22 protein-coding genes are annotated in these 24357 nt (G+C 32.3%); 9 read left to right on the top strand and 13 right to left on the bottom strand.

What is annotated here, in order from left to right:
* Position 1: 1 nt before the first annotated feature.
* Entirely contained in the window at positions 2–763 is a 762-nt protein-coding gene (locus tag V1468_RS08575) for an MBL fold metallo-hydrolase (RefSeq protein ID WP_331809826.1), read from the bottom strand.
* Between the two features lie 91 nt (positions 764–854).
* Between V1468_RS08575 and V1468_RS08570 the strand changes: the two genes are divergently transcribed.
* Positions 855–2306 (top strand): TonB-dependent receptor, encoded by a 1452-nt coding sequence (locus V1468_RS08570; protein ID WP_331809825.1) that lies wholly within the window; start codon positions 855–857, stop codon positions 2304–2306.
* Between the two features lie 81 nt (positions 2307–2387).
* Here the strand turns inward: V1468_RS08570 and bcp are convergent, their stop codons facing one another.
* Together bcp and V1468_RS08560 are read right to left on the bottom strand one after the other, a co-directional pair.
* Positions 2388–2843, bottom strand: coding sequence for a thioredoxin-dependent thiol peroxidase (gene bcp / locus V1468_RS08565; RefSeq protein WP_331809824.1), 456 nt, complete (start codon positions 2841–2843; stop codon positions 2388–2390).
* A gap of 79 nt (positions 2844–2922) precedes the next feature.
* On the bottom strand, positions 2923–4038 hold the full coding sequence (locus V1468_RS08560) for a glycosyltransferase (protein ID WP_331809823.1): 1116 nt from the start codon (positions 4036–4038) through the stop codon (positions 2923–2925).
* 203 nt (positions 4039–4241) lie between these two features.
* Here V1468_RS08560 and V1468_RS08555 point away from each other — a divergent pair, with 203 nt between their 5' ends.
* Both V1468_RS08555 and V1468_RS08550 read left to right on the top strand, forming a co-directional pair.
* Positions 4242–4898, top strand: coding sequence for an endonuclease III domain-containing protein (locus tag V1468_RS08555; protein ID WP_331809822.1), 657 nt, complete (start codon positions 4242–4244; stop codon positions 4896–4898).
* A 47-nt stretch (positions 4899–4945) separates the two neighbouring features.
* A complete protein-coding gene (locus V1468_RS08550; RefSeq protein WP_331809821.1) occupies positions 4946–5500 on the top strand; it encodes a hypothetical protein in 555 nt (184 codons plus the stop codon).
* Positions 5501–5525: 25 nt separating this feature from the next.
* Here the strand turns inward: V1468_RS08550 and V1468_RS08545 are convergent, their stop codons facing one another.
* Together V1468_RS08545 and V1468_RS08540 are read right to left on the bottom strand one after the other, a co-directional pair.
* Positions 5526–5672, bottom strand: a complete 147-nt coding sequence (locus tag V1468_RS08545) for a hypothetical protein (protein WP_171032501.1) — start codon at positions 5670–5672, stop codon at positions 5526–5528.
* 57 nt (positions 5673–5729) lie between these two features.
* Positions 5730–6314, bottom strand: a complete 585-nt coding sequence (locus V1468_RS08540; RefSeq protein ID WP_304140873.1) for an RNA polymerase sigma factor — start codon at positions 6312–6314, stop codon at positions 5730–5732.
* A 230-nt stretch (positions 6315–6544) separates the two neighbouring features.
* Here V1468_RS08540 and uvrA point away from each other — a divergent pair, with 230 nt between their 5' ends.
* Positions 6545–9334: an excinuclease ABC subunit UvrA gene (uvrA, locus tag V1468_RS08535; RefSeq protein ID WP_331809820.1), complete on the top strand. Its 2790-nt coding sequence runs from the start codon at positions 6545–6547 to the stop codon at positions 9332–9334.
* 1 nt (position 9335) lies between these two features.
* Positions 9336–9995, top strand: coding sequence for a hypothetical protein (locus V1468_RS08530; protein ID WP_331809819.1), 660 nt, complete (start codon positions 9336–9338; stop codon positions 9993–9995).
* Between the two features lie 59 nt (positions 9996–10054).
* Here the strand turns inward: V1468_RS08530 and V1468_RS08525 are convergent, their stop codons facing one another.
* Complete coding sequence (locus V1468_RS08525) at positions 10055–10435, bottom strand: hypothetical protein (protein WP_331809818.1); 381 nt, start codon at positions 10433–10435, stop codon at positions 10055–10057.
* 59 nt (positions 10436–10494) lie between these two features.
* Positions 10495–11565, bottom strand: coding sequence for a DUF3667 domain-containing protein (locus tag V1468_RS08520; protein ID WP_331809817.1), 1071 nt, complete (start codon positions 11563–11565; stop codon positions 10495–10497).
* A gap of 213 nt (positions 11566–11778) precedes the next feature.
* On the opposite strand from V1468_RS08520, the gene V1468_RS08515 reads away from it, so the two are divergent.
* Both V1468_RS08515 and V1468_RS08510 read left to right on the top strand, forming a co-directional pair.
* Positions 11779–12435 (top strand): hypothetical protein, encoded by a 657-nt coding sequence (locus V1468_RS08515; protein ID WP_331809816.1) that lies wholly within the window; start codon positions 11779–11781, stop codon positions 12433–12435.
* 159 nt (positions 12436–12594) lie between these two features.
* Positions 12595–13866 carry a hypothetical protein gene (locus tag V1468_RS08510; RefSeq protein ID WP_331809815.1) on the top strand — a complete coding sequence of 424 codons (1272 nt, stop codon included), beginning with the start codon at positions 12595–12597 and terminating at the stop codon, positions 13864–13866.
* A gap of 95 nt (positions 13867–13961) precedes the next feature.
* On the opposite strand, the gene V1468_RS08505 is transcribed toward V1468_RS08510, so the two are convergent.
* From V1468_RS08505 to V1468_RS08490, 4 genes are all read right to left on the bottom strand, one after another.
* Positions 13962–15419 carry an oligosaccharide flippase family protein gene (locus tag V1468_RS08505; RefSeq protein ID WP_331809814.1) on the bottom strand — a complete coding sequence of 486 codons (1458 nt, stop codon included), beginning with the start codon at positions 15417–15419 and terminating at the stop codon, positions 13962–13964.
* A 36-nt stretch (positions 15420–15455) separates the two neighbouring features.
* Positions 15456–16745: a glycosyltransferase family protein gene (locus V1468_RS08500; protein ID WP_331809813.1), complete on the bottom strand. Its 1290-nt coding sequence runs from the start codon at positions 16743–16745 to the stop codon at positions 15456–15458.
* A 12-nt stretch (positions 16746–16757) separates the two neighbouring features.
* Positions 16758–19223: a YfhO family protein gene (locus V1468_RS08495; protein ID WP_331809812.1), complete on the bottom strand. Its 2466-nt coding sequence runs from the start codon at positions 19221–19223 to the stop codon at positions 16758–16760.
* A gap of 75 nt (positions 19224–19298) precedes the next feature.
* Positions 19299–19592 (bottom strand): DUF4834 family protein, encoded by a 294-nt coding sequence (locus V1468_RS08490; RefSeq protein WP_331809811.1) that lies wholly within the window; start codon positions 19590–19592, stop codon positions 19299–19301.
* 104 nt (positions 19593–19696) lie between these two features.
* Here V1468_RS08490 and V1468_RS08485 point away from each other — a divergent pair, with 104 nt between their 5' ends.
* Positions 19697–20665 (top strand): transporter, encoded by a 969-nt coding sequence (locus V1468_RS08485; RefSeq protein ID WP_331809810.1) that lies wholly within the window; start codon positions 19697–19699, stop codon positions 20663–20665.
* A gap of 8 nt (positions 20666–20673) precedes the next feature.
* Positions 20674–21792: a GTP cyclohydrolase gene (locus tag V1468_RS08480; RefSeq protein ID WP_331809809.1), complete on the top strand. Its 1119-nt coding sequence runs from the start codon at positions 20674–20676 to the stop codon at positions 21790–21792.
* Positions 21793–21846: 54 nt separating this feature from the next.
* Here the strand turns inward: V1468_RS08480 and V1468_RS08475 are convergent, their stop codons facing one another.
* Positions 21847–23106, bottom strand: coding sequence for an aminotransferase class I/II-fold pyridoxal phosphate-dependent enzyme (locus V1468_RS08475; RefSeq protein WP_331809808.1), 1260 nt, complete (start codon positions 23104–23106; stop codon positions 21847–21849).
* 202 nt (positions 23107–23308) lie between these two features.
* Positions 23309–24346 carry a PLP-dependent cysteine synthase family protein gene (locus V1468_RS08470; protein WP_331809807.1) on the bottom strand — a complete coding sequence of 346 codons (1038 nt, stop codon included), beginning with the start codon at positions 24344–24346 and terminating at the stop codon, positions 23309–23311.
* Positions 24347–24357: the final 11 nt, after the last annotated feature.

The raw sequence follows: 24357 nt of genomic DNA, 5'->3' as shown, positions 1-24357 counted from the left end.
CTTAAATGGTAATTTTTAAATTATCGTATGCCAAAAAAACGTTTTCCGGTAATTTTTGTTGTACTTCATCATGAAAACCCATATGATGGCTTATATGTGTTAAAAATGCTCTTTTCGGTTTTACTTTTTCTATAAAACTAAGTGCTTCAGTCAGATTAAAATGAGACATATGTGGCTCCTCCCTTAGTGCATTTACAACTAATACATCAAGATTTTTTAGTTTTTCTATCTCTTTATCATCAACAGTTTTCATATCTGTTAAATAAGCAAAATCTTTAAATCTAAACCCAAAAACCTGTAGCTTATAGTGCAATCCATCTATTGGTACAACTTTGAGGTTTCCTAATTGAAATGGCTTGTTATCTATAACGTGTTCGGTTACACTTGGGACACCTGGATATTTTTCCTTTGAAGTAAAAATATAATCGAATCGCTTTTTTAATGACTTAAAAACTCTTTTATGAGCGTACAAATCTATATCGCCTTGCTTAAAGAAAAATGGTCTAATGTCATCTAAACCCATAGTATGATCCGCATGCTCATGAGTAAAAATAATCCCATCAATTTTAGATACATTGGCGTTTAACATTTGCTGTCTAAAATCTGGGCCACAATCTACTACATAGGTGAATTCATCCCACTCTACCAAAACAGAAACACGCAAACGTTTGTCCTTTGGATTATCACTTAAACAAACAGGATGTGTGCTACCAATAATTGGTATACCTTGCGATGTTCCAGTGCCTAAAAATGTTACTTTCAAACGGTGTTAAGTTTGAAACAAAAATAAGGTTATTTTTTTGTTTGCAATAGTAAATTAATACCTTTGCGAAAACGATGTAATCCCAATATCCATGGAAGAAATAACGTATAAGGGCGACTTTGAAATAGAAAATATTCCTTCGTTGAAAGACAAGGCCTTACGTATTAACCTTAATAAAGACATCTACGGCACTTTTTCAGAAATTGGAGCTGGACAAGAAACTGTACGTCAATTTTTTAGAGCTGGTGGTGCATCTGGTACCATAGCAAAAGCAATGTCTGCATACGATAAGCATTTTAGTGATGCTATTTATGGTATTGAGGATGATAAACGTTATGTAACAGAGGCTAGACTTCGTAAAATGTTAATACACGAAGTAAATCTCATGGAGCAACGTATACCAAGAGACGATAATCCTAACAAGATTTTCTTTTCTTATGCCAATACAGTTGCTACCATCGACTTTGCCAAAAAATACAAAGGTCATGGTTGGGTTGGGATTAAGTTTCAGGTGGAGCCAGAAGGCGAATACAGTGAAATTGTTTTACATATTCGTTTTAAGGAGAATGATGCCAGATTACAACAAGAAACATTAGGTAAGTTAGGAACTAACTTAATTTATGGTGCTTTTTACAAATACAATCAACCTAGAAAATTACTTAGATACCTATATGACCATTTAGATAAAGACCAATTAGAAATTGATACAATAAATTTCTCTGGTCCAGTTTTTAAAGATGTTGATAACCGATTAATGAGTTTACAACTTGTTAAAAACGGAATGACAGATGCTGTAATGTTTGCACCTGACGGAAATAACGTATTACCAGCTCGTGTTCTCTACAAAAAAAATATTTTAGCTTTAAGAGGTAGTTTTAGACCTGTTACAAAGGTAAACATGGATATGTATGAGAAATCATACGAAATGTTTATTAAGGAAAATAAGGTAGAAAAAGAGAAAACTCAGGTTATTTTTGAAATTACACTTTCTAATCTTAGAGCAGAAGGAGAAATTGACGAGCAAGACTTTATGGATAGAGCTAAACTTCTTTGCTCACTTGGTCAAACTGTACTTATATCTAATTTCCAAGAGTATTATAAACTAGTAGAGTACTTCTCTCAATATTCTAAAAACAGAATGGGTCTTACCATGGGAGTAAGTAATTTGGTAGACATTTTTGATGAAAAATACTATCGTCATTTAAGTGGAGGAATATTAGAAGCTTTTGGAAAACTTTTCTACAAGGATTTAAGAGTGTACTTATACCCAATGCAAAATGAAGATGGTAGCTTAACTACAAGTGAAAACTTAAAAGTTCATCCTCGAATGAAAGAGCTTTATAAGTTCTTTAAATACAATGGTAAAGTGGTTGACATTACTGATTTTGACGCGTCAAACCTCTCTGTTTTCTCAAGAAAAGTACTTAAGAAAATTGCTAATGGAGATAATGATTGGGAGGAAATGTTACCAGAAGGTGTTGCTAAACTTATAAAAGAAAAGAGCTTATTTGGATGTGAATCTGAAGAAATAATTCACAAGTAAAACAAAACACACATAAAAAAAGCGACCTACTTCGACTACGCTCAGTAACCGAAAGGTCGCTTTTTTTTTATACTCTAGTAACTACTCACTTAAAATTTGAGCTGTATGTTCTTTGGTTTTTACTTTGGTAATAACATCTTCTATTACACCTTCTTCATCAATAACAAAAGTGGTTCTATGAATACCATCATATTCTCTACCCATAAACTTTTTTGGTCCCCAAACACCAAATGCTTCAATAACAGCTTTATCTTCATCTGCTAATAAAGGATACTGAAAACCGTACTTATTCTTAAAATTAGATTGACGTTTAGCACTATCTGCACTTACACCTAAAATCTCATAACCTTGAGCTTTAAACCTGTCATAGTTATCATTAAGATTACAAGCTTCTGCAGTACAACCTGGAGTACTTGCCTTTGGATAAAAGAATACCACTAATTTCTTTCCTTTATAATCTGATAATGAGATCATATTTCCATCTTGATCTTTTGCCGAAAATTCTGGTGCTTTATCACCTACTTTTAAATGCGTCATAATTGCTTAAATTTCTTTTTGTAAAAATACAATGATTGACTAAGCAAGAAAAGGTAGATTTTGTTATAAATACGTTAAACTAGGCATCTGAAGTAACTTCTTCAAATAATAACTTCCATTGATTCATTATTTTATCTACTGAGTATCGCTTAATATTTTCACTCGCTCTTTCACCCATTTCCTTTCGGATATTTTCATTTTCAATTAAACTACATATTGATTCAGCTAAAAAATCGATATCATTCGGTGACACAAGAATACCATCAACCGAATTCTTAATTATTTCTCTTGGACCATAATCACAATCAAAAGACACAACCGGAATACCAAAAGACATTGCCTCTATAACTACTAATGGAAAAGCTTCTACCCTAGAACTACATACAAAAATTGATGACTCCAGATAGATAGGAGACATATCTCTAACATACTCTTTAAAATCTACATATTTAGAAATATTTAGTTTTTTGGCTAAAATTTTAAGATCAGTATCATGTGTTTGCTTTCCTACCATTTTCAGTATCCAATCAGGATGCTGTTCTACAACATTTTGCCAACTTTTCAACAGCATATCAAACCCTTTAATTGGATCATGTCTGCCAACAGCTAACACAATTTTACTGTCTAAGTTTGCTTTATTTCCCTTTGAGTCAATTATAATAGGATTGCTTATAATATGAATATTTTTGAGCCCTTTCCAATCTACACGATGTGCTTTGGACAGTAATACAAACTTGTCATAATGCTTTCCTGCTCCAGAAAGGAATAGTTTCTTTATTTGATTTTTAACTTTTGTTTTTAGTGATTTTCCACCTGTTATTAGATTTAACTCTTTTAGATCATGTCTTTGGTAAATCATTTTATACTTCCCTTTTGTAAATAATGGTAAATACAAACTGAAGATATCACTTTCACAAACCATAACTATATCAGGATTTATAGTTTTAAGGGCTTTATTAATAGCTAATATCTTATTATAATAGTCTTTGACAATACTTGAAGAAGATTTTAGAAAATGAAAATTGACAGCACTATCAACTTCATAAAAGCTTTTTTTCTCATTTTTATTCTGATTTAAAAGAATTAAATCAACGTTATAATTATAATTCTTTATAAAATAGTTAATCTGAAATGCAACCATCCTTTGAATACCAGATGTACCATTGATTTTATTTACTATATAGGCTAGTTTCACTTTAATTATTCAATACTCAACTAATTGCAATTAAATTTTATTATTTTGATATTACTATCAAAATAATAATCTAATTACTTGTTAAAGAGTGAAATATTAAGGATTAACCGGGTTTAATTATTACTAAAACGCTTCCTGATTTTTAGTTTTCATAAGATTTCAAAACCATTTATTTAAATTTGTTATTCTTAACCCAATTACAAATGACTAAACAAGAAAAGGTAGATTTTGTTATAAAAACATTGAACAAACTTTATCCTGAAATTCCTATTCCGTTAGACCATAAAGATCCATATACTTTATTAATAGCTGTACTTATGTCTGCACAAAGTACAGATGTACGTGTTAATCAAATTACACCACTTCTATTCGAAAAGGCTGATAATCCATACGATATGGTAAAGCTCAGTGTAGAAGAAATTAGAGAGATTATAAAACCTGTTGGTTTATCTCCTATGAAGAGCAAGGGTATTTATGGTTTATCCCAAATTCTTATTGACAAACATAATGGTGAAGTCCCTAAAACCTATGAAGAACTTGAGGCATTGCCTGCAGTTGGTCATAAAACGGCTGCTGTAGTATTATCGCAAGCTTTTGGTATACCTGCATTTCCTGTTGATACGCACATTCACAGATTAATGTATCGCTGGAATTTAACAAATGGTAAAAACGTAGTGCAAACCGAAAAAGACGCCAAACGATTATTCCCTAAAGAATTGTGGAACAACCTCCATCTTCAAATTATTTGGTATGGCAGAGAATATTCGCCTGCACGTGGTTGGGATTTAGAAAAAGATATCATCACAAAAACTATTGGCAGAAAATCAGTTTTAGATGATTATTACAAAAAGAAGAAATAGGTGTTGATTGGTATAATTATTGATACGTTTTTTGAAACTATCAATCAATGAAAAAAGGGTTACTCATTGCTTTAGCATTACTAATTACTACTTCTTGTATACCTTATAAATTTGCGCCTAAATTTAAAAATGAAGATTACAAGGTAATGAAAGCTAAAAAGTTTCAGAGAAAACTTGCTAAAGAAACTTCATTCATTTTTAAAGATCCAAAAGACGCTTATGAATTTTATAATTACATAAACACAAAATATAGTTTAGACCATAATAATGTTGGGCTAAACTCACCTATTCAAATTAATGGCAAAACATACTTCTTTACTTATCATGAAGTTGAGCGATCAGACCAAACCGCAAATATTGGTCTAGTGGTTACAGATTTAGTTTTAGATGAAAAACTAGGTGTTAAAGCATTTGAAAACAACTATTCTAGCAGAAAAGGGCATTGGTATATAGTTATTACAGTTTATGACCAAAATTTAAAAAACTGCTTACTAGACCGACATCCTAACAAAGCAGAAGTGCTTCAATATTTAAAAGATATGCAACAGGAGTATCTAAAAACTCACAACTACGAAGAACTGTTATTCACAAAAAAATCCTGATTTTTCAATCAGGATTTCTTCCAACTTAATTCTGAAGTGCTTCAAACTTCAATTTATTATAATGTATAACACTTAAAGCCTTTGAGTAATTCAAAAGGAAACTTATCGTTTCATCTTTTGGTTTTAGGTTATTATTCTTTTTTGGGGAAGCGTTAAAGTAAATGTTTGCCATATTACCAATTTTAGGGTTTATATATGACTAAAACGCAACTTAAAATACTTTATTGTATTAATTTGTTAAAATAATATTGTTCTGCTCTATTACTTTACGCATGTTAATAAGTGCATAACGCATTCTTCCTAACGCAGTATTAATGCTTACACCTGTACGCTCAGATATTTCTTTAAAACTCATATCTTGATACATACGCATTAAAAGTACTTGTTTTTGATCTTCTGGTAATTCTTCAATAACACGTCTAACGTCTGACTCTACTTGGTCTTTAATCATACTTTTTTCAGCATTGAGACTAGAGTCACTTAATACCGAGAAAATACTAAACTCACCTGCATTGTCAAACTTAGGCATACGACTGTTTTTTCTAAAATGATCAATAACAAGGTTGTGCGCAATTCGCATTACCCAAGGTAAAAATTTACCTTCTTCGTTATATTTTCCGCGTTTTAACGTTCTAATGACTTTAATAAAGGTATCCTGAAAAATATCTTCAGTAATGTCTCTATCATAAACTTTTGAATAAATAAAACTGTAGATTTTCTGCTTGTGCCTTTCTATCAATACCGAAAGTGCACTTTCGTCTCCTCTAATATAGTTGCTGACCAACTCTGCGTCTTGGATAAGTTCTCTTTTCATAATATTACTCTTAGTAGCCAGAAGCTAACTTCTGTGCAAGGGGTTAAATTTGTTAAAGTAATATTATGCTATACGCAGTCGTTTTTAAGTGATTATGTGGTAAATATAACAACAATCATTCCGAAAAAACAAAATTTTCCACCAAATTTTAACATTTCATCTAACAATAATGCATTTTATCAGCTTAAATAGATAACGTATCTTTGCAAAGTTATATGCTCAATAATCCTATGAACACTACAGTTTTAGACGTTAATCCAAAAGAAAACATCATCATAAAAGGTGCAAAACTGCACAACCTAAAAAATATTGATGTTGTCATTCCTAGAAACAAATTGGTTGTTATTACAGGACTATCTGGCTCTGGTAAGTCTAGTTTAGCTTTCGACACCTTATACGCTGAGGGTCAACGTCGTTACGTAGAAAGTTTATCGAGTTATGCACGTCAGTTTTTGGGAAGATTAAACAAACCAAAAGTAGATTACATAAAAGGTATTGCGCCTGCTATTGCCATTGAGCAAAAAGTAAACTCTACAAATCCGCGTTCAACTGTTGGTACAACTACAGAGATTTATGATTATTTAAAGTTGTTATTTGCCAGAATTGGCAAAACCTACTCACCTATTTCTGGTAATGAAGTAAAAAAACATACCGTTACAGATGTTATAGAATTTATAAAAACGTTTGAAGAGCGCGCTAAGCTACTACTGCTCTCACCTATTATTTTAGAAGAAGGTAGAACTGTTGAAAACAAACTTCAAACCTTATTACAACAAGGATATGCAAGGATAAAGTACAAAGACGATGTGCTTAGAATTGATGATGCTTTAAAAGAAAACATAGCCTCTTCCAAAGATCTGTACCTTGTGGTCGATAGAATTGTTTACAAAGACGATGAAGACTTTCTAAACAGACTTGCAGATGCCATAGACACTGCTTTTTTTGAAGGTGTAGGCACTTGTATTATAGAATCGCTTTCAGATAACAAGCAAACTGTTTTTAATAACAAGTTTGAAATAGATGGTATGACGTTTTTAGAACCTAATGTGCATCTATTCAGTTTTAACAATCCTTATGGAGCATGCCCAAAATGTGAAGGTTATGGTGATGTTATAGGCTTGGATGAGGATTTAGTGATACCTAACACAGCACTTTCTATCTACGAAAATGCTATTTTTCCATGGAGAGGCGAAAGCATGAGTTGGTACAGAGATCAGTTGGTGAATAATTCACATAAATTTGATTTTCCAATACACAAACCTTATTTTGAACTGAGTGATGAGCAAAAAGATTTAATCTGGAAGGGCAACAAATACTTTGAAGGATTAGACAGCTTCTTTGCCGAGTTAGAATCAAAAGCTTATAAAATTCAGAATCGTGTAATGCTATCGCGTTACAGAGGAAAAACAAAATGTAATGTTTGTAAAGGTAAGCGCTTACGTGAAGAAGCGAACTATGTAAAGATTAATGGAGCAACCATTACAGATTTAGTAGACTTACCGCTTAATGAGTTAACTGTATTTTTCAAGGATTTAAAATTAAACGAATACGAAGAAAAAATTGCCAAGCGTCTACTAACCGAAATTAACACACGTTTAGAGTTCTTAACTAACGTTGGATTAAGTTACTTAACTCTAAACCGAAGATCAAATACCTTATCTGGTGGAGAAAGCCAGCGTATTAACTTGGCAACATCTTTAGGAAGTAGCCTTGTAGGATCTATGTACATACTCGATGAGCCGAGTATTGGCTTACACCCAAAAGACACTGAACGCCTAATTAATGTTTTAAAAGCCTTACGTGATCTTGGTAATACCGTAATTGTGGTAGAACACGATGAAGACATCATGAAAGCTGCTGACGAAATCATTGATATTGGTCCAGAAGCAGGAACGTTTGGTGGTGAAGTTGTAGCTACAGGAACGTTTAAAGACATCTTAACCTCAAACTCATTAACAGCGCAGTATCTTAATGGACAATTAGAAATTAAAGTTCCTGAAAAGCGTAAAACATCAAAATACCATGTAGATATTGTTGGTGCCAGAGAAAATAACTTAAAAAATATTGATGTTACTTTTCCATTAGAAATGCTTACCGTTGTTACTGGTGTTTCTGGTAGTGGAAAAAGTACATTGGTAAAGAAAATTTTATTTCCTGCAATACAAAAGAAACTCACAGGCTTTAGTGATAAAGCTGGTCAGTTTAGTGAGATGAAAGGAAATTTCAGCAATATAAAGCATATTGAGTTTGTAGACCAAAATCCTATTGGTCGTTCATCCCGCTCTAATCCTGTAACTTATGTTAAGGCTTACGATGATATTAGAGCACTATATGCCTCGCAAAAGCTAAGTAAAATTAGAAACTACAAAGCCAAGCATTTTAGTTTTAATGTTGATGGTGGACGTTGTGAAACCTGTAAAGGTGAAGGAGAAGTTACTATTGAAATGCAGTTTATGGCAGATGTGCACCTCACTTGTGATACTTGTGGAGGTAAACGTTTTAAGAAAGAAGTTTTAGAAGTTCAGTTTGAAGGGAAATCAATCGATGATATTCTAAATATGACGATTGATGATGCCATAGCATTTTTCCAATCACACAACGAAACCAAAATACAAGGTAAATTGCAACCACTACAAGATGTTGGCTTAGGTTATGTTACCTTAGGTCAGTCCTCTTCTACCCTTTCTGGTGGCGAAGCACAGCGTATAAAATTAGCAACGTTTTTAGGAAAAGGTAGCAAAAGTGATAACGCATTATTCATTTTTGATGAACCAACCACAGGACTTCATTTTCATGACATTCAGAAGTTATTAAAATCTTTTAGAGCATTAATAGCAAAAGGCCACTCTATAATAGTTATTGAGCATAATATAGATCTTATAAAATGTGCTGACCACATTATAGACTTAGGCCCTGAGGGTGGAAAACAAGGTGGACAACTGGTAGCTTTTGGTACGCCTGAAGAAATTGTTGCCAATAAAAATTCTGTTACAGGAAACTATCTTAAAGAAAAATTATAAGATGAATCAATCAAACGGATTCAATCAAAAAGATATCGACAAAAGAGATATTGATTCTGTTGATTTTACAGAAACTTCTATAAAAAATAATGTTGAAATCACACCTCTAAAACCTGGTGGGTCTAATTTTAAAACACATGCAATTGTTGAAAGCTCTTCTTCTCAATTGAGGTACAGACCATCGGTTGGAGGAGCACTTTTTGGATTTTTATTTTTTGGAGTTGGTTTAGGGTTTGTAATCTTTAACATGATTTTTGAAGATGGGCTTATGTATAATCCATCTTTATTTAATTTGTTTGGTCTAGCTTTTGGGCTAATATTTGCCTTTGCAGGAGGTTATATACTTTATCATTTATACAAGCCACGTGTTTTTGATAAACAATCAGGCTATTATTACAAAGGCTATAATTTTAAACCTAACGAACGAGAATTAGAACACCAGTTTAAGCTAAATACTATTGCTGCTGTTCAAATTATAGGTGAAACCATTAGAGATAGTGATGGTTGTTATGGTAGTTACGAATTAAATTTAGTTTTAGAAGATGGCACAAGACGAAACGTTGTAGATCATGGCAACCTTAAAACTATTATTGATGATGCGCATATTGTAAGTGAGTTTTTAAATGTACCTATTTGGCATGCAGAATCAAACAAGACTTAAATGTTTTTCTAAACTTCAATTATATTTCTTTCTGAAGAAAAGATATGATATTTAGAGTTTTATTTCTTGTACCTATAATATTCCGTTTCTTTACCATCCCTTATTAAAATTAGTTTATTGGAATTTAAATATTTCAATTCCGAAGTCCAGCTTTCATAAGGGTAAGTAAATTTTATTTTAAACCCACCTTCATATTTAATTACTTCAACATAAGGTTGAATTTCTAGTTCAATTAATTCATCACCATTTTCGGTAATTTCCTTTTCCGACAAATGACCTTTACCATTTTCAAACCAAAACTCATAAACCGTATTAGCTTCAGCTTTTTTCTCTATCCAATTTCCATTTAAATATAATTCAACTTCATTTACAGATTTACAACATTTCAAATGCTGCCCAAATGAAATCAGTGGTAACAATATTAGAATTAAATTCAGCATAATTTTTGTTCTTAATGTATCATAATGATTGTGTACAACAAGGAAATAGGGTTATTTAGTTAATAAAAAAAGAATGAAATAAACCCTAAAATGGTAAAAGATAAGGGTAGTACAAATAGTAAAAACAAAAAGCTTACCACACCACTCTTTATAAAACTTAAAAACCAATTTTGCCCATAAAATTTAATAATTGCTACCAACAAATAGAAAAATGTAGAGAGCGCAATTAACCAATCTATAACATCTGGTATTGGCCAAAATCTATTTACACCAAAAATGATAGTAAAGACCACAAAAAGAAACGAAAAGTAATAGAAACTAAACACCAAATGATGTGCGTATCGTCCTTTTCTGAAGAAGAAAATCTTCAATAAAAAAGCAAAAATTGGTAACAAGAAAAACATAGCCAGAGGTATACTATCTATAAATGTTTGATAGACTTGCCCTAATCCCATGTTTTTATAAAACTTTAAACCTTGAGCATAAAATTTTCGAGTAAAATAACCTGCATCATCAGACATTCCCATAGCTCTATACAACTCTTTATCCGAAGCGCCTACAGCTAATAAAGAATCTATCTTTTCCTGATCGAAACTAAAAGTCATAGCCATGTCTTTTTTGGGTATTTTAATATTAGATAACGAGTCTAAAGTTTTAATCTCCTCTTCATTTAGGCCTATTGTGCTACCATTATTTTTTATAGGGTCTGTTAAAGCCTTTACATCCAAAGAGTCTTGAATATCAATACTATCTTTTGAAAACACTTTTTCAGATCTGCTTTCTAATACACGTTGCATATTTTTATCAAGCTCCTCTCTACCATCTCTGGCATAAAAACTAAAAACAAAAAAGAAGATTACAGCAATAAACAGATACATCTGTGCAGGATGTAGATACAATAAACGTTTCCCCTTTATAAATTCTTTAGCCAAATAACCTGGTCTAAACATAAGAGGAATAAAACTTTTTAAAAACCGAGCATCAAAAGAAAAGTAATTACTTATTGTGTTATAAAACAGTACTCCAAGGGTAAGTTCGTCATTAGTTTTTTGTCCACAATGCGGACAAAACTTAAACCCCTTTTCATATTCCTGTTCACAATTTTGACAAGTATCGAGGTTGGCACTCATAATTGTTGGTTAGCTTCACTAAAAGTAATCATTTTTTATAATAACATCCTTCTATCATTTCCATTTAATTAAGAAAAACCATAATTAAGAAACACCTAAAACACTGAACAACAAACTTTTGAAAACTTGGCACGTTAATTGGAAATTCTAAACTATTAGACCTTAAAATTCTAGACAAGCTAGAATTGGGTAAATCTTAAAAACCTATACATTATGAAAAGTAAATTACTTTTTCTGGCAATGGTGTTAGTAGGACTAACATCTGCCACAGCAACAACAGCAGGAGATGCTGTTTCGAATGGGGAAGATTTAAAAACTAATCGTTTTGGTTTTACACAGCCAATATCTTTTGTAGAGCGAGGTGTAGAATTTTTAATCTTTCCGGATGGAAGCTTTGATTTTAATACCGAAGTGTTTACCACTAATCCTGGTAATGATGATTTCTATTACAGACGTAATAGACGTAGTACAAATCGAACCTATGGTGCTCCAAACACAAGTCAATACCATACTGGCAGAGGTGTTATAGTTAGACATAATCGATTAGGCAGAGTAAGACGAATTGGTAACGTGTTTATTAACTATGACAGGCAAGGAAGAATAAAACGTGCAGGCACAGTGTATATGACTTATAGACGCGGACAACTGAAACAAGTTGGTGGACTAAGAATTCTTTACAACAGATATGGAATGGTTATCGGAACCAGAGGTTTTGTAAATCACAATAATATTGGAAACGGTATATATGAATCAGATAACCATTACCCATATAGTTATGAAGATGATTGGGACGATAATTGGAATGATAATGATTTTTACTATTACCGAAAGAATGGCAAGGTAAAAAAGCAAAAAAAGATTAAAGCATAACAAACCATTACAATTAATCTAATGGTTTCTAAACCCTGAATATTTCCCCAAATAATTCAGGGTTTTATATTTTTAATAAATATTTAATTTTCAATACATTAAGTTTTTTGGCACGCTGTTTGTTTTATAGATAATGAGTTTAATTTAAAACCCTTTATTATGAAACGGATTCTATTTTTATTTGCAAGTTTAGTGGCTTTTTCCACAGCTTCATTCGCAACCACCACAACAACATCAGAAGCAGATGCTTCAACAAATAATTACGTGAGAGGTTATAGCAATTCTTTCATATTTACAGAAGGAGGTATTGAGTTTTCTGTGTATAGAGATGGTCAGTTCGACTTTTATATTCCAGATTATGGACCAGATGTAAATGTTAATATAGATGCACCAGGTTTTTCACTTAGTTTTAATTCTGGATACGACTACAACCCTTATGTGCAGTACGATCGTTTTGGTGCTATCATTCAAATTGAAAATACACCTATCTACTATGATTTTTACGGAAGAGTGAACCAAATTGGAGACATCTTCATAACATATAATAGTTTTAACAGGATTAGTAGAATTGGTGGATTAAATGTGTACTACAGAAATAATGTATACTGGAGATATGATGGGTTTATCAATGTATATAACAGATCTTATATCTACAGACCTTGGCACAGATTCTATATTGTTCCGCCAGTTAACTATTGTGTGATAAATGTAAATCCGTACAGACAGTTTTATTCACCAGTAAGACATATATGGTACAGACCTTACAGAAACAATGTTAGATACTATAATGTAAATGTAGGAAGACGAGGAAACACTCAGGTTATAAGACGAAACAGTAGTGATAGTTATGCGCAAACACCTAGAAACAGAAGCGAGCGTACAATACAAAGAACGGTTAGCAGAAGAAATGCTGAAATTACAAGAACGCGCTCAACACGTTTAGCTGAGCAATCTACAATACGTTCATCTCGAAGCACATCATCACGTAATTCTGAAGCAGGAACTTCTAGAAAAATTACCAGAGATAATAAAGCATCTGAAACACGATCAACAAATAGAGTTTCTAAGCCAAATGTAAGAAACAATAACAATAGCAGAAGCATTAGAACTAGTCGATCTAGTAATAAGGTATCAACTCCTACAAGGTCTACACGCTCTAATAGTATCTCTAGAAGTACAAATTCTAGAAAAAATGTGACTAGAGGTAATAGTTCTGTGTCTAATAAAGTGAAGAGAACAAAAAATACTTCGATATCAAAACCAAAGAGCACTAATTCTCGTACATATAGTAGAAGCAGTTCTCAAAGTAACAGACAACGAAGTACAGTTCAAAACAAAAGAAAGTCATCTTCAGTTTCTGCAAGATCTAAAACAAGTAGAAAAAGTAACCAAAGTTCTACCAGGTCAAGATCAAGAAGAACTAGAGGATAAAAGATAAAACATGATTTTTTTGGTTGGTTAGTAGAAGTCCCGTATGATGTATGCCTCAGAGCACCTTACGGGATTTCTCATTTTATAAAAAGTACCTAAAGTTTTAGGTACTTTTTTATTTGTATAGATATGTCTTCCGATATATTTAGCTTAAGTATTAATACAAAATATACTATCAATATTACTGTAGACTTCAGTGCGATATTTACAACAGGATGAAATGGAAATTCCCAAAAATACATTGCCAGAGCTATAACTAAGAGTAACAAACCAATCTTCAATGTAGCTCTAGAAAACGGCTGAACATTAAGTTTTTGTTTTACAAAAAGAAGCTTAATTGTATTGTAAATCACAACAGCTAAAAATGTTGCAAACGCAGAGCCTTCTATTCCATATACAGGAATAAAAATAAAATTGAGAACTATAGCCAAAACCGCTAATAAAACACCAAACAACAGAACCATCTTATAATAATCGCTATTAAATAAAATAGCATTGTTATTTCCTAAACTATTGTCATATAGCTTGGCAAGACTCACAAGGAGCACCACAAATAGTCCGCCTGTGAACTCATCTGGAAGAATTTTATAGAGCTCGTTGATATTCAGAATAATTAAAAGAAATATAAATCCGCTTACTACTAATAAGCTAATAGAGCTGCGCTTATAAAGATTTTCAAGCGAACCCATATCTTTTTCGTTCAGATACTTTGCCGTTAGAGGCATCATTATCTGGTGCATAGACCGTTGTGGTACAGCAATTACCGTCGCAATAAAGATTGCAACGCTGTAATAGGCCACTTCTTCAATGTTTTCTAACATTAGACCAATCATAAATTTGTCTATATCTAATATAAGCATGGCTACAGAGCCAGCTACAATCATTAAAAGTGAATACTTTATGATTGAAGAAATACCTTTAATTTTTTGAAACTTTAGCTTTGGAAATCGTACTGTATAAGCATATAACTTCATAATCATCATACGCAAAACATAAACGACAACTAAAGCTAATATGAATTGATCTGCTGTTAAACATTCTAGAAACACAGAAATCAGTAAAAGCATTATTGCTACGCGATGAAAAATTTCTTTCATCACATTACCAAAAACAGTTTTTAGTTGAACCTTTGACCATGCAAAGAATATCTCGAAATAAGCCATGGCTACAGCCAATATGAAAATATGCCAAAGGTAATTTCCTGCAATATTATTTTCTCTTGAAAGTAGACCTGAAAGACCTTCATAAGACAACCAACCAATAATTATAGCCGGAATTATAAAAACAAAAGGCAAGAACAACATTAGCGTTAAAAAGCTGTTTAAGCTATTTTTCGTTTTGAAAGTAGAATAGTATTTAATGATGGCATTGTGTACACCAAAAGCCATAAAAGGCATCATAATATTGGCTGCAGATAGCAAAAACGCAACTAAACCATAATACTCATCGGTCAAAAAATTAGTGTAAAGAAAAAGCGTATTTATAGCACCAATACCAAAACCAATGTAAGTGCTTATTGTGTTTTTAAATGATTGATTTAATACGATTCCCATTACCGCAAAATACAACTTAAGATATTAACTTGAAGATTACATCGCTTTTATAATAGCACTCAAACGTTCTGTTAGGGCTTTTCTACTGTATGGCTGAAGACCAATAGCATTAACATTGAGGCTATTTTTTTGATAGGCTTCAAAATACGATACTATTTGAGATTTTAATTTTTCTTTCTGATTATAATTAAAATATATTCCAGTATTCGTTTTGGTTATAATCTGTTGGACATCAGAGTCGTCTGGACCAATGGCAAGTATTGGTGTTTCAGAAATTAAATATTCAAATAATTTACCAGGAATAATGGCTTTAGTGTCCTCTGAGTCTATTTCAATTAATAACAATAATCGTGATGACAGCTGAAACTTGATAGCATCATCATGACTAACATAACCTACAACATTCGTATGATTTTTTAATCCAGTATTATGAATAGATTCTACCACATCATCACTCACAACACCAATAAGGTTTAATTGAAACGCTTTTGAAAACGATTCGTTTTCAGAGATGAGTTCAGACAAAACCTCCCACAAAACTTTTGGATTTCGATCTGATAACAAGGATCCAATATGAGACAAAGTGAATTTTGCGTCCTTCTCTTCCACTCTAACGGAATGAGTATCGTAACCATTAGTTATAACTGAAATAGGCTTGTTAGTTTTTGTTTCAAACTCGTTTCTAGTATGGTTGCTGGTAACGATAATTTCATCAGCAGAATTTAAAACTTCTGTTTCTAATTCAATATGCTTTTGCTGTGATGATTTTGTAAGTTTCAATGCTTTGTGATAACCTATCGTAGTCCATGGATCTCTAAAATCTGCCAACCATTTTATATTTAAGCTTTGCTTTAATTTTGAACCAATAACATGCATACTATGAGGTGGTCCAGTACTCACTACTGTTTCAATATGGTTTTCTTTAATATAATTTGAAAGAAACGCAACTGAAGGATTAATCCAATTTTTACGCGCATCTGGAATAAAGAAATTACCACGCACATACAGCATCATTTTTTCTGTTAGAGATTGTTTTTTAGCCTTAGGAATAACACCAGAACTAATTTTTTTAGAGCTCTTTTTAGATAAGAAACTTGCCAATTGGTATGGCTCTTTAATGGGCTGTTTAATTATTGTAACGTCCTTTGGAATTTCATTTAACAGACTCTCATCAACTATAGGATAATTAGGATTTTCCGGACAATATACAATGGGCTCTATATCAAATTCAGGTAAATACTTTACAAACTTTAACCAACGCTGTACACCTGGTCCTCCTGCTGGAGGCCAATAGTAAGCAATTATGAGTACTTTTTTAGAATTCATAATTTAGAAGAGCTACACAACTTCTTTTTCTTTCTTAAACTGAAAAAATACACCTAACAACAATAAAACACCAAAAATAGCAGAACTTGCAAGTGCTATTTTACTTCCAGAAGCTATAACCTGTGGCTCAAACTTAAACTCAATAGTGTGTTTACCTGCTGGGATCTCCATACCTCTTAAAACATAATTAACTCTAATATGTGGTTTTAAATCACCATCGATATAAGCATTCCAACCATCCTTATAATAGATTTCAGAGAAAACTGCAAAACCATTGTTTGCATTATTAGCTTCGTATTTAAGATAATTTGGCTTATGTTCTTTAAGCTTAATTGAAGCCGTAGAGTCAACTTTAAATTTTAATTTACCTATAACTTTTGTTGGTGTAGTTTGAAGTGAATTATCAAAAACCTCATTAGAACTATATGTCAAAACAGCCTTATTCTTCGTGTCAAGACTACCCAAAGCTTTTATTTCTTCGTTGGCACTTGGTAATTCTTCTAGCTCACTAACAAACCATGCATTACCATTAGCATCAGGATTATCATACGGAAATATCTGCCCTTGGTCCTCTGCTATAATATACTTGGTATTAAGCATATTTAGGACATTCATATTGTTATTGTAAATATGAAATTCCATTAAATCATTATAGCGTCCTAATTTAGCGGCATGATAACCAAATAAAGAGTTATGAAAATAAGCAGCTCTTGCTGGTTGGCGTTGTCCTTGAGTAGACATATCTAGCACTCTGTAATGGCCTTTATCCTTTAATATTTCTTTATCTGCTGCATTTGGCTGATAAGGTCTATCTACTTTTAACGCTGAAACGAAATCATCATTATTAACATAGTTTCTGTTAAATGACACCAAGTCAAAAAGAATTAAAACAGCGAAAACAACAACTACTATATTTTGAGATAGTTTTTTCTTCAAAAAGAAATAAATGGTTCCTGCAGATAATAACACTAAAACTAAAGATCTTATCGTATCAGTATTAAACAATGCTTTTCTGTCTTCAATTAAAGCATCTACCAACATTTCTGGAATACCTTGATCTCTGAAACTTTCAAAATCAAAAAATACAGATTTAAACAGCAAGAATATAAGGCACAAACCACCAGTAATTGCAACTGTATATTTTAGCGCTTTTACTTTTTGCTCTTCCTTTTCAAAATCATTAAACAATCTAACTAAAGCAAAAATACCAAGTACAGGCACACATAATTCTAGTAATACTTGTATAGACGTTACAGCTCTAAATTTATCATAAAGTGGCACATTATCTATAAAAAAGTTTGTAATAAAGCTAAATGGCTCTGTTTTTCCGTAGGACAACAACAACGAGAAGATTGAACCTGCAACTAACCACCATTTTAACCTGCCTTTTACTAAGAACAAGCCAAGAACAAACAAGAATAAAATTACAGCACCCACATACGCTGGTGCTTCTACAATAGGTTGATTTCCCCAATACATAGGTGCATTTTTAGAAAGTTCTAATGCCTCAATTGGAGATGCACCCATAGTAATATAAGTTTTATAGGTTTCAGAGTTTTTACCTATATCTTCTGTATTTCCTCCTCCCATAAAACGAGGAATGAACAAATTGAATGTTTCTACGAGACCATAACTATATTCTGTAATGTAATCCTTATCTAAACCAGAAGTAGCTTCTTTTGGTGAACCATCGGGATTTATGGTTAATTCACTTTTACCTCGTGTACTTTCTTTAGCATATTCTTGCGTTGCCATTAAATTAGTTGCATTAAGCCCTACAGCCAACAGAGCAGCAATTGTCAATAATCCAACCGATTTAAAATAATGAGGTAAAAGGTTCTTTTTGTAAGCATCTATTAAATAAACTATACCCAATATTATCACTAAGAACAATAAATAGTAGGTCATCTGAAAGTGATTGGCAACTATCTCTAAACCTAAAGAAATAACAGTGAGTAAAAAACCGAGAATATATCTTTTTCTAAAAGTGAGAATAATACCAGCCAAAACCATCGGCATATATGCAATTGCATGAGCCTTAGCATTATGTCCTACACCTAAAATTATAATGAGATAGGTTGAAAAACCAAAAGCTAAAGCACCAAGCGCTGAAAGTTTAAAGTCTACTTTAAGGGATAAGAGTAAAATATAAAATCCTATAAAATAGAGAAACAGATAATCTGCTGGTCTTGGTAAAAATCGTAATGTTAAATCTAGTTTTTTGATGTAATTGTGCGGATACTTAGCTCCCAGTTGATATGTTGGCATACCACCAAATGCACTGTTAGTCCAATACGTTTCTTCACCAGTAGATTGCGCAAAATCTTTTTGCTGTTGCGCCATACCAATGTAGTGCATTATATCACTTTGAAATATTTTTTTACCCTGTAAAACCGGATTAAAATAAGCTAATGATAATATTACAAACCCTAAAAGAACAAGGATATGCGGTAAAATTCGTTTGAATGAAAATGACATGAAAAAGTATCTAAATAATTCAGATTGAAAAGTACTTAAAATTTAATGACAATCTCAAATTTGAGACCATTAAAATCAATCTATTTCTTCGTAATCAATATACTCACCTACTTCGTCATTAGAAGATTTATGACGCTCTGGCATCTTGTCTATGATAGTTTCACCTTCTCTACGTTTCTGTTTGTTACGTTGTTGTGACTGATTTTGAAATCCACCAAATTGCTGTCCAAAACGTTCTTCAGCCTTCTTAGCAACATATTTCATAAGGAAAGGAGCAAAAAGTCTTGCTAAAATCTTTAATCCATACCATACTAAAAGAATAATTAGTATTGTTCTTAAAAACCCTGTCATTGAAGCTTCTTGTATCATAAAGAAAAGTAATGTCCAAAAATACAATTATACTTACTTATATTCCGTTATATTTCCTTAAAAAAACTATAAAATCTATATATTTGAACCTAAACCAAGAAACCATGAGAGTTCTCAAATCACTTTTTATTATTCTTTTAGCATTAACCTACAACTCAGCAAATGCACAGTACACAGAAGTCATTAACTCTAACCGTCCTGGTGTATCTAAAAGTGCTTTTTCTGTTGGTACTGGTGTTGCACAAGGAGAATTTGGTGCATTTACAGTAAACGAAGAGCACACACCATTACAATATGAAGTCTCGGGATTTGGACTAGACTTCTCATTGCGATATGGATTATTATTTGAAGAGCTCGAACTTTCGTTAGATGGTGTATATCAAAACGACAACATAACATACAATAATGCTTCAGTTTCTACTAAAGACAAACGTTCTAATTTCAAAAATTTTACACTAGGAGCAAAATACCTTATTTATGATCCTTACAAAAATGCCGAAGAAGCTAAGCCTAATTTGTATAGTTATCATGCCAATAGAAAATTTCAGTGGAAATCTTTAATTCCTGCTGTTTCTGTTTACGTAGGTGCTAATTTTGACACTAAAAACAATCCTTACACTGCTCCAGATGTTGAAGGTTTTAGCCCTAAAGTTATGATTGCTACTCAAAACAACTTTAATGGTGGTTGGGTATTTGTAATGAACTTAATAAAAGATAGAATTGGGTCTGATTACTCTGATTTTCAGTATATCCTTACTTTAACACACTCTTTTACTCCTCAATGGGTTGTGTTTGGTGAAGCTCAAGGTATTAATAGTGATTTTTATGCTGATAATATTTTTAGAGTTGGTGGCGCTTATTTATGGACAAAAGATTTTCAACTAGATGCTAATATCGCATTTAATACCAAAGACACGCCTTCTGTTTTTAATATTGCATTTGGTGCCTCTTACCGTTTAGATTTTCATAAAGACAAGAAAATTGATAATGGTAATGGCAACACTGGTAAGTTTAAGAAAAAGCGTAAAAAGAAAAAGAAGAAAAAAGACGATTCTGACTCAGAAGGTAATTAAATTAATACATGATTACAGTTAAAGAAGTTACAACTAAGAAAGGCCTAACAACCTTTGTAAAGTTTCCGTTTTCCCTCTATAAAGACTCAAAATATTGGGTACCTCCTATTATAAAGCAAGAATTAGAAACTTTTAATAAAGATAAAAATCCAATATTTAAAGATGCCGAAGCACGTTTTTTTCTTGCGTATAAAGGAAAGGAAGTCGTGGGTAGAATTGCTGCTATTGTAAATTGGCTAGAAGTTGATAAGCAACAAATAAAAAAGATGCGTTTCGGTTGGTTTGATTTTATTGATGACTTTGAGGTGAGTAAAGCCTTGCTAAAAACCATTGAAAATATAGGGCGCAATCATAAGCTTGAATATGCAGAAGGACCTGTTGGATTTTCAAACTTAGATAAAGTTGGAGTAATGACAGAAGGTTTTGACAGTATAGCTCCAATGATTACATGGTACAACCATCCGTATTATGTAAATCATTACAAGAATCACGGTTATAGTATTGAAAAAGAATATTCTGAGAGTAAATTTCCTTTTAAAAATGTAAAACCAGAAACTTTTAAAAAGGCTCAAGAACTTATTAAACGCAGATATAAACTAAGAGCTTTAAAGTTCACAAAGACTGAAGAAGTAATGCCTTATGCAGACAAGATGTTCGATTTATTTAATGAAAGTTATGCATCTTTATCTTCATTTGTTGAAATTACTGATATTCAGAAAGAATATTTTAAAAAGAAATTTATAAGCTTTGTTAATCCGGAATACATAAAGTTTGTTGTAGATGAAAACGATAAATTAATTGGTTTTGCTATTGTAATGCCTAAATTTGCCGAGGCTCTTCAAAAGGCAAAAGGTAAACTATTCCCATTTGGTTTTAGACATATTTTAAAAGCCAAGAAAAATAGTAAGGATGTAATTTTTTATTTAATAGGAATACATCCAGACTATCAAAATAAAGGTGTTCATGCTGTAATTTTTAACGAATACTATGAAACCTTTACACAAAAAGGTATTGAAACTTGCTACAGAACACCAGAATTAGAGGACAATGAAGCAATTCATAAAATATGGAAACACTTTGACCCTGTTGTTTATAAGCGACGAAAAACATTCCGAAAAGATTTATAAAAGAAAAAGGCTCTGTAATTAAACAGAGCCTTTTTTATTGTTAAATTAGAAGAATTATTCTCCCATTGCAGCAGTTAATGCTGCAGACATTCTTTTATAAGTACCATTTTCTAAACGCTCTCTAATAGCATCAAAAGCATCTAAGGTTTCCTTTACATCTTGTAATGTATGTGTTGCTGTAGGAATCATTCTTAATAGAATTAATCCTTTAGGTATTACAGGATAAACTACTATAGAACAGAATATTCCGTGATTTTCACGAAGGTCTTTTACTAAAGCCATGGCTTCAGGAATACTTCCTTTTAAGTATACTGGAGTAACACAACTCTGTGTTGTTCCGATATCAAAACCACGCTCTTTTAAGCCAGATTGTAACGCATTTACAATTGTCCAAAGATTTTGTTTTAACTCTGGCATAGTACGCAGCATATCTAATCGTTTTAATGCACCAACTACAAGTTGCATTTGTAGAGATTTAGCAAACATCTGCGAACGTAAATTATATTTTAAATAATCTATAATTTCTTTATCACCAGCAATAAACGCACCTGTACTTGCCATAGATTTTGCGAATGTAGCAAAATACACATCAATATCATCTTGAACACCTTGCTCCTCACCTGCTCCAGCTCCAGTAGCACCTAATGTACCAAAACCATGTGCATCATCTACAAACAATCTAAAATTAAATTTTTTCTTTAGCTCAACGATTTCTTTTAAACGACCTTGCTCACCACGCATACCAAATACACCTTCAGAGATTACTAAAATACCTCCTCCTGTCTGCTCTGCCATTTTAGTAGCTCTCTCAAGATTTTTTTCTAAACTTTCTACATCATTATGCTTGTATGTAAAACGTTTTCCCATGTGTAAACGAACACCATCTATAATACAAGCATGTGCATCTACATCATAAACAATAATATCATCTTTTGAGACTAAGGCATCAATTGTAGATACCATTCCCTGATATCCAAAATTTAACAAATAAGCTGCTTCTTTATTAACAAATTCTGCTAATTCATTTTGCAGCTGCTCATGCAACTCTGTGTGACCAGACATCATGCGAGCACCCATTGGGTAAGCAGAACCATATTTAGCAGCAGCTTCAGCATCAACTTTTCTAACTTCTGGATGATTTGCTAAGCCTAAGTAGTCATTAATACTCCAAGTAATCACCTCTTTTCCTTGAAACTTCATTCTATTCGAAATTTCTCCTTCTAATTTTGGAAATACAAAATAACCTTCCGCTTGTGCTGCCCACTTTCCTAAAGGTCCCTTATCTCGATAAATCTTTTCAAATAAATCCTTCATACGTTGCAATTGCCATTAATCTTTATCTATAATCTCAATACATTATAGATTAGATTTTAATTTAATTTAGTTTTATTAGTATCAGCAAAATTAGGTAATATTATCATTAATGCATAATATATTTTAACCTAACTATTCACTAAGTTTTAAACATAAAAAAGCCTACCCAAAAAAGGTAGGCTATGTGTATTTTAAAGTAATTTTACTTTATATATTGAATCGTTGTAGCAACTTCATTTTTGCTATCAAAAAATCCTTGATCTTCCATCCATTTGTCGCTATAGACTTTACTCATGTAACGCGATCCATGATCTGGAAAAACTACTACAATTTTATCTGTTGGTTGAAATTCACCTCTCTCATTTAATTGTTTTATAGCTTGCATTGCTGCACCACTTGTATACCCTACAAACAAACCTTCTGTATTTGAAATCTCTCTAGCTGTGTGTGCACTTTCTTCATCAGTTACTTTGATAAATTCATCAATAGCATCAAAATCTGTTGCTGTAGGAATTAAATTCTTACCTAGTCCTTCGATTCTATATGGATAAATTTCCTTTTCATCAAACTCTCTAGTTTCATGATATTTTTGTAGTACTGATCCGTAAGCATCAACACCTATAATTTTCACATTAGGGTTTTGCTCTTTTAAATATTTTGCAATCCCAGAGATAGTTCCTCCTGTACCACTACAAGCTACTAAATGTGTGATTTCACCATTTGTTTGATTCCAAATTTCTGGACCTGTAGAGTTATAATGAGCATCAATATTTAATTGATTAAAATATTGATTAATATAAATAGAACCTTTAATCTCTTCATGCAAACGTTTTGCTACCTGATAGTATGACCTTGGGTCATCTGCATTAACATGAGCTGGGCAAACATAAACCTTTGCTCCCATAGACCTTAACATGTCTATTTTGTCTGCAGAAGACTTTGAGCTCACAGCCAGTATACATTCATAACCTTTTATAATGCTAACCATAGCTATACTAAAACCAGTATTACCAGAAGTAGTTTCTATAATTGTATCACCAGGTGTTAAAATGCCTTGACGCTCAGCTTCTTCAATAATATGTAATGCAATTCTGTCCTTAGAAGAATGACCTGGATTGAAAGCTTCTACTTTAGCATAAAACTCGCCGTCGTAGTCTGCGGTCATTCTGTTTAACTTGATAAGTGGAGTACTACCTATGAGTTGTAATACGTTATCAAATACATTTTTGTTTTTGTCCATAAATGCTATTT

The organism is Winogradskyella poriferorum, assembly GCF_036553625.1.
GTDB lineage: Bacteria > Bacteroidota > Bacteroidia > Flavobacteriales > Flavobacteriaceae > Winogradskyella > Winogradskyella poriferorum.
The sequence above is the reverse complement of the archived record's forward strand: the minus strand, read 5'-3'. Positions and strand labels throughout refer to the sequence as shown.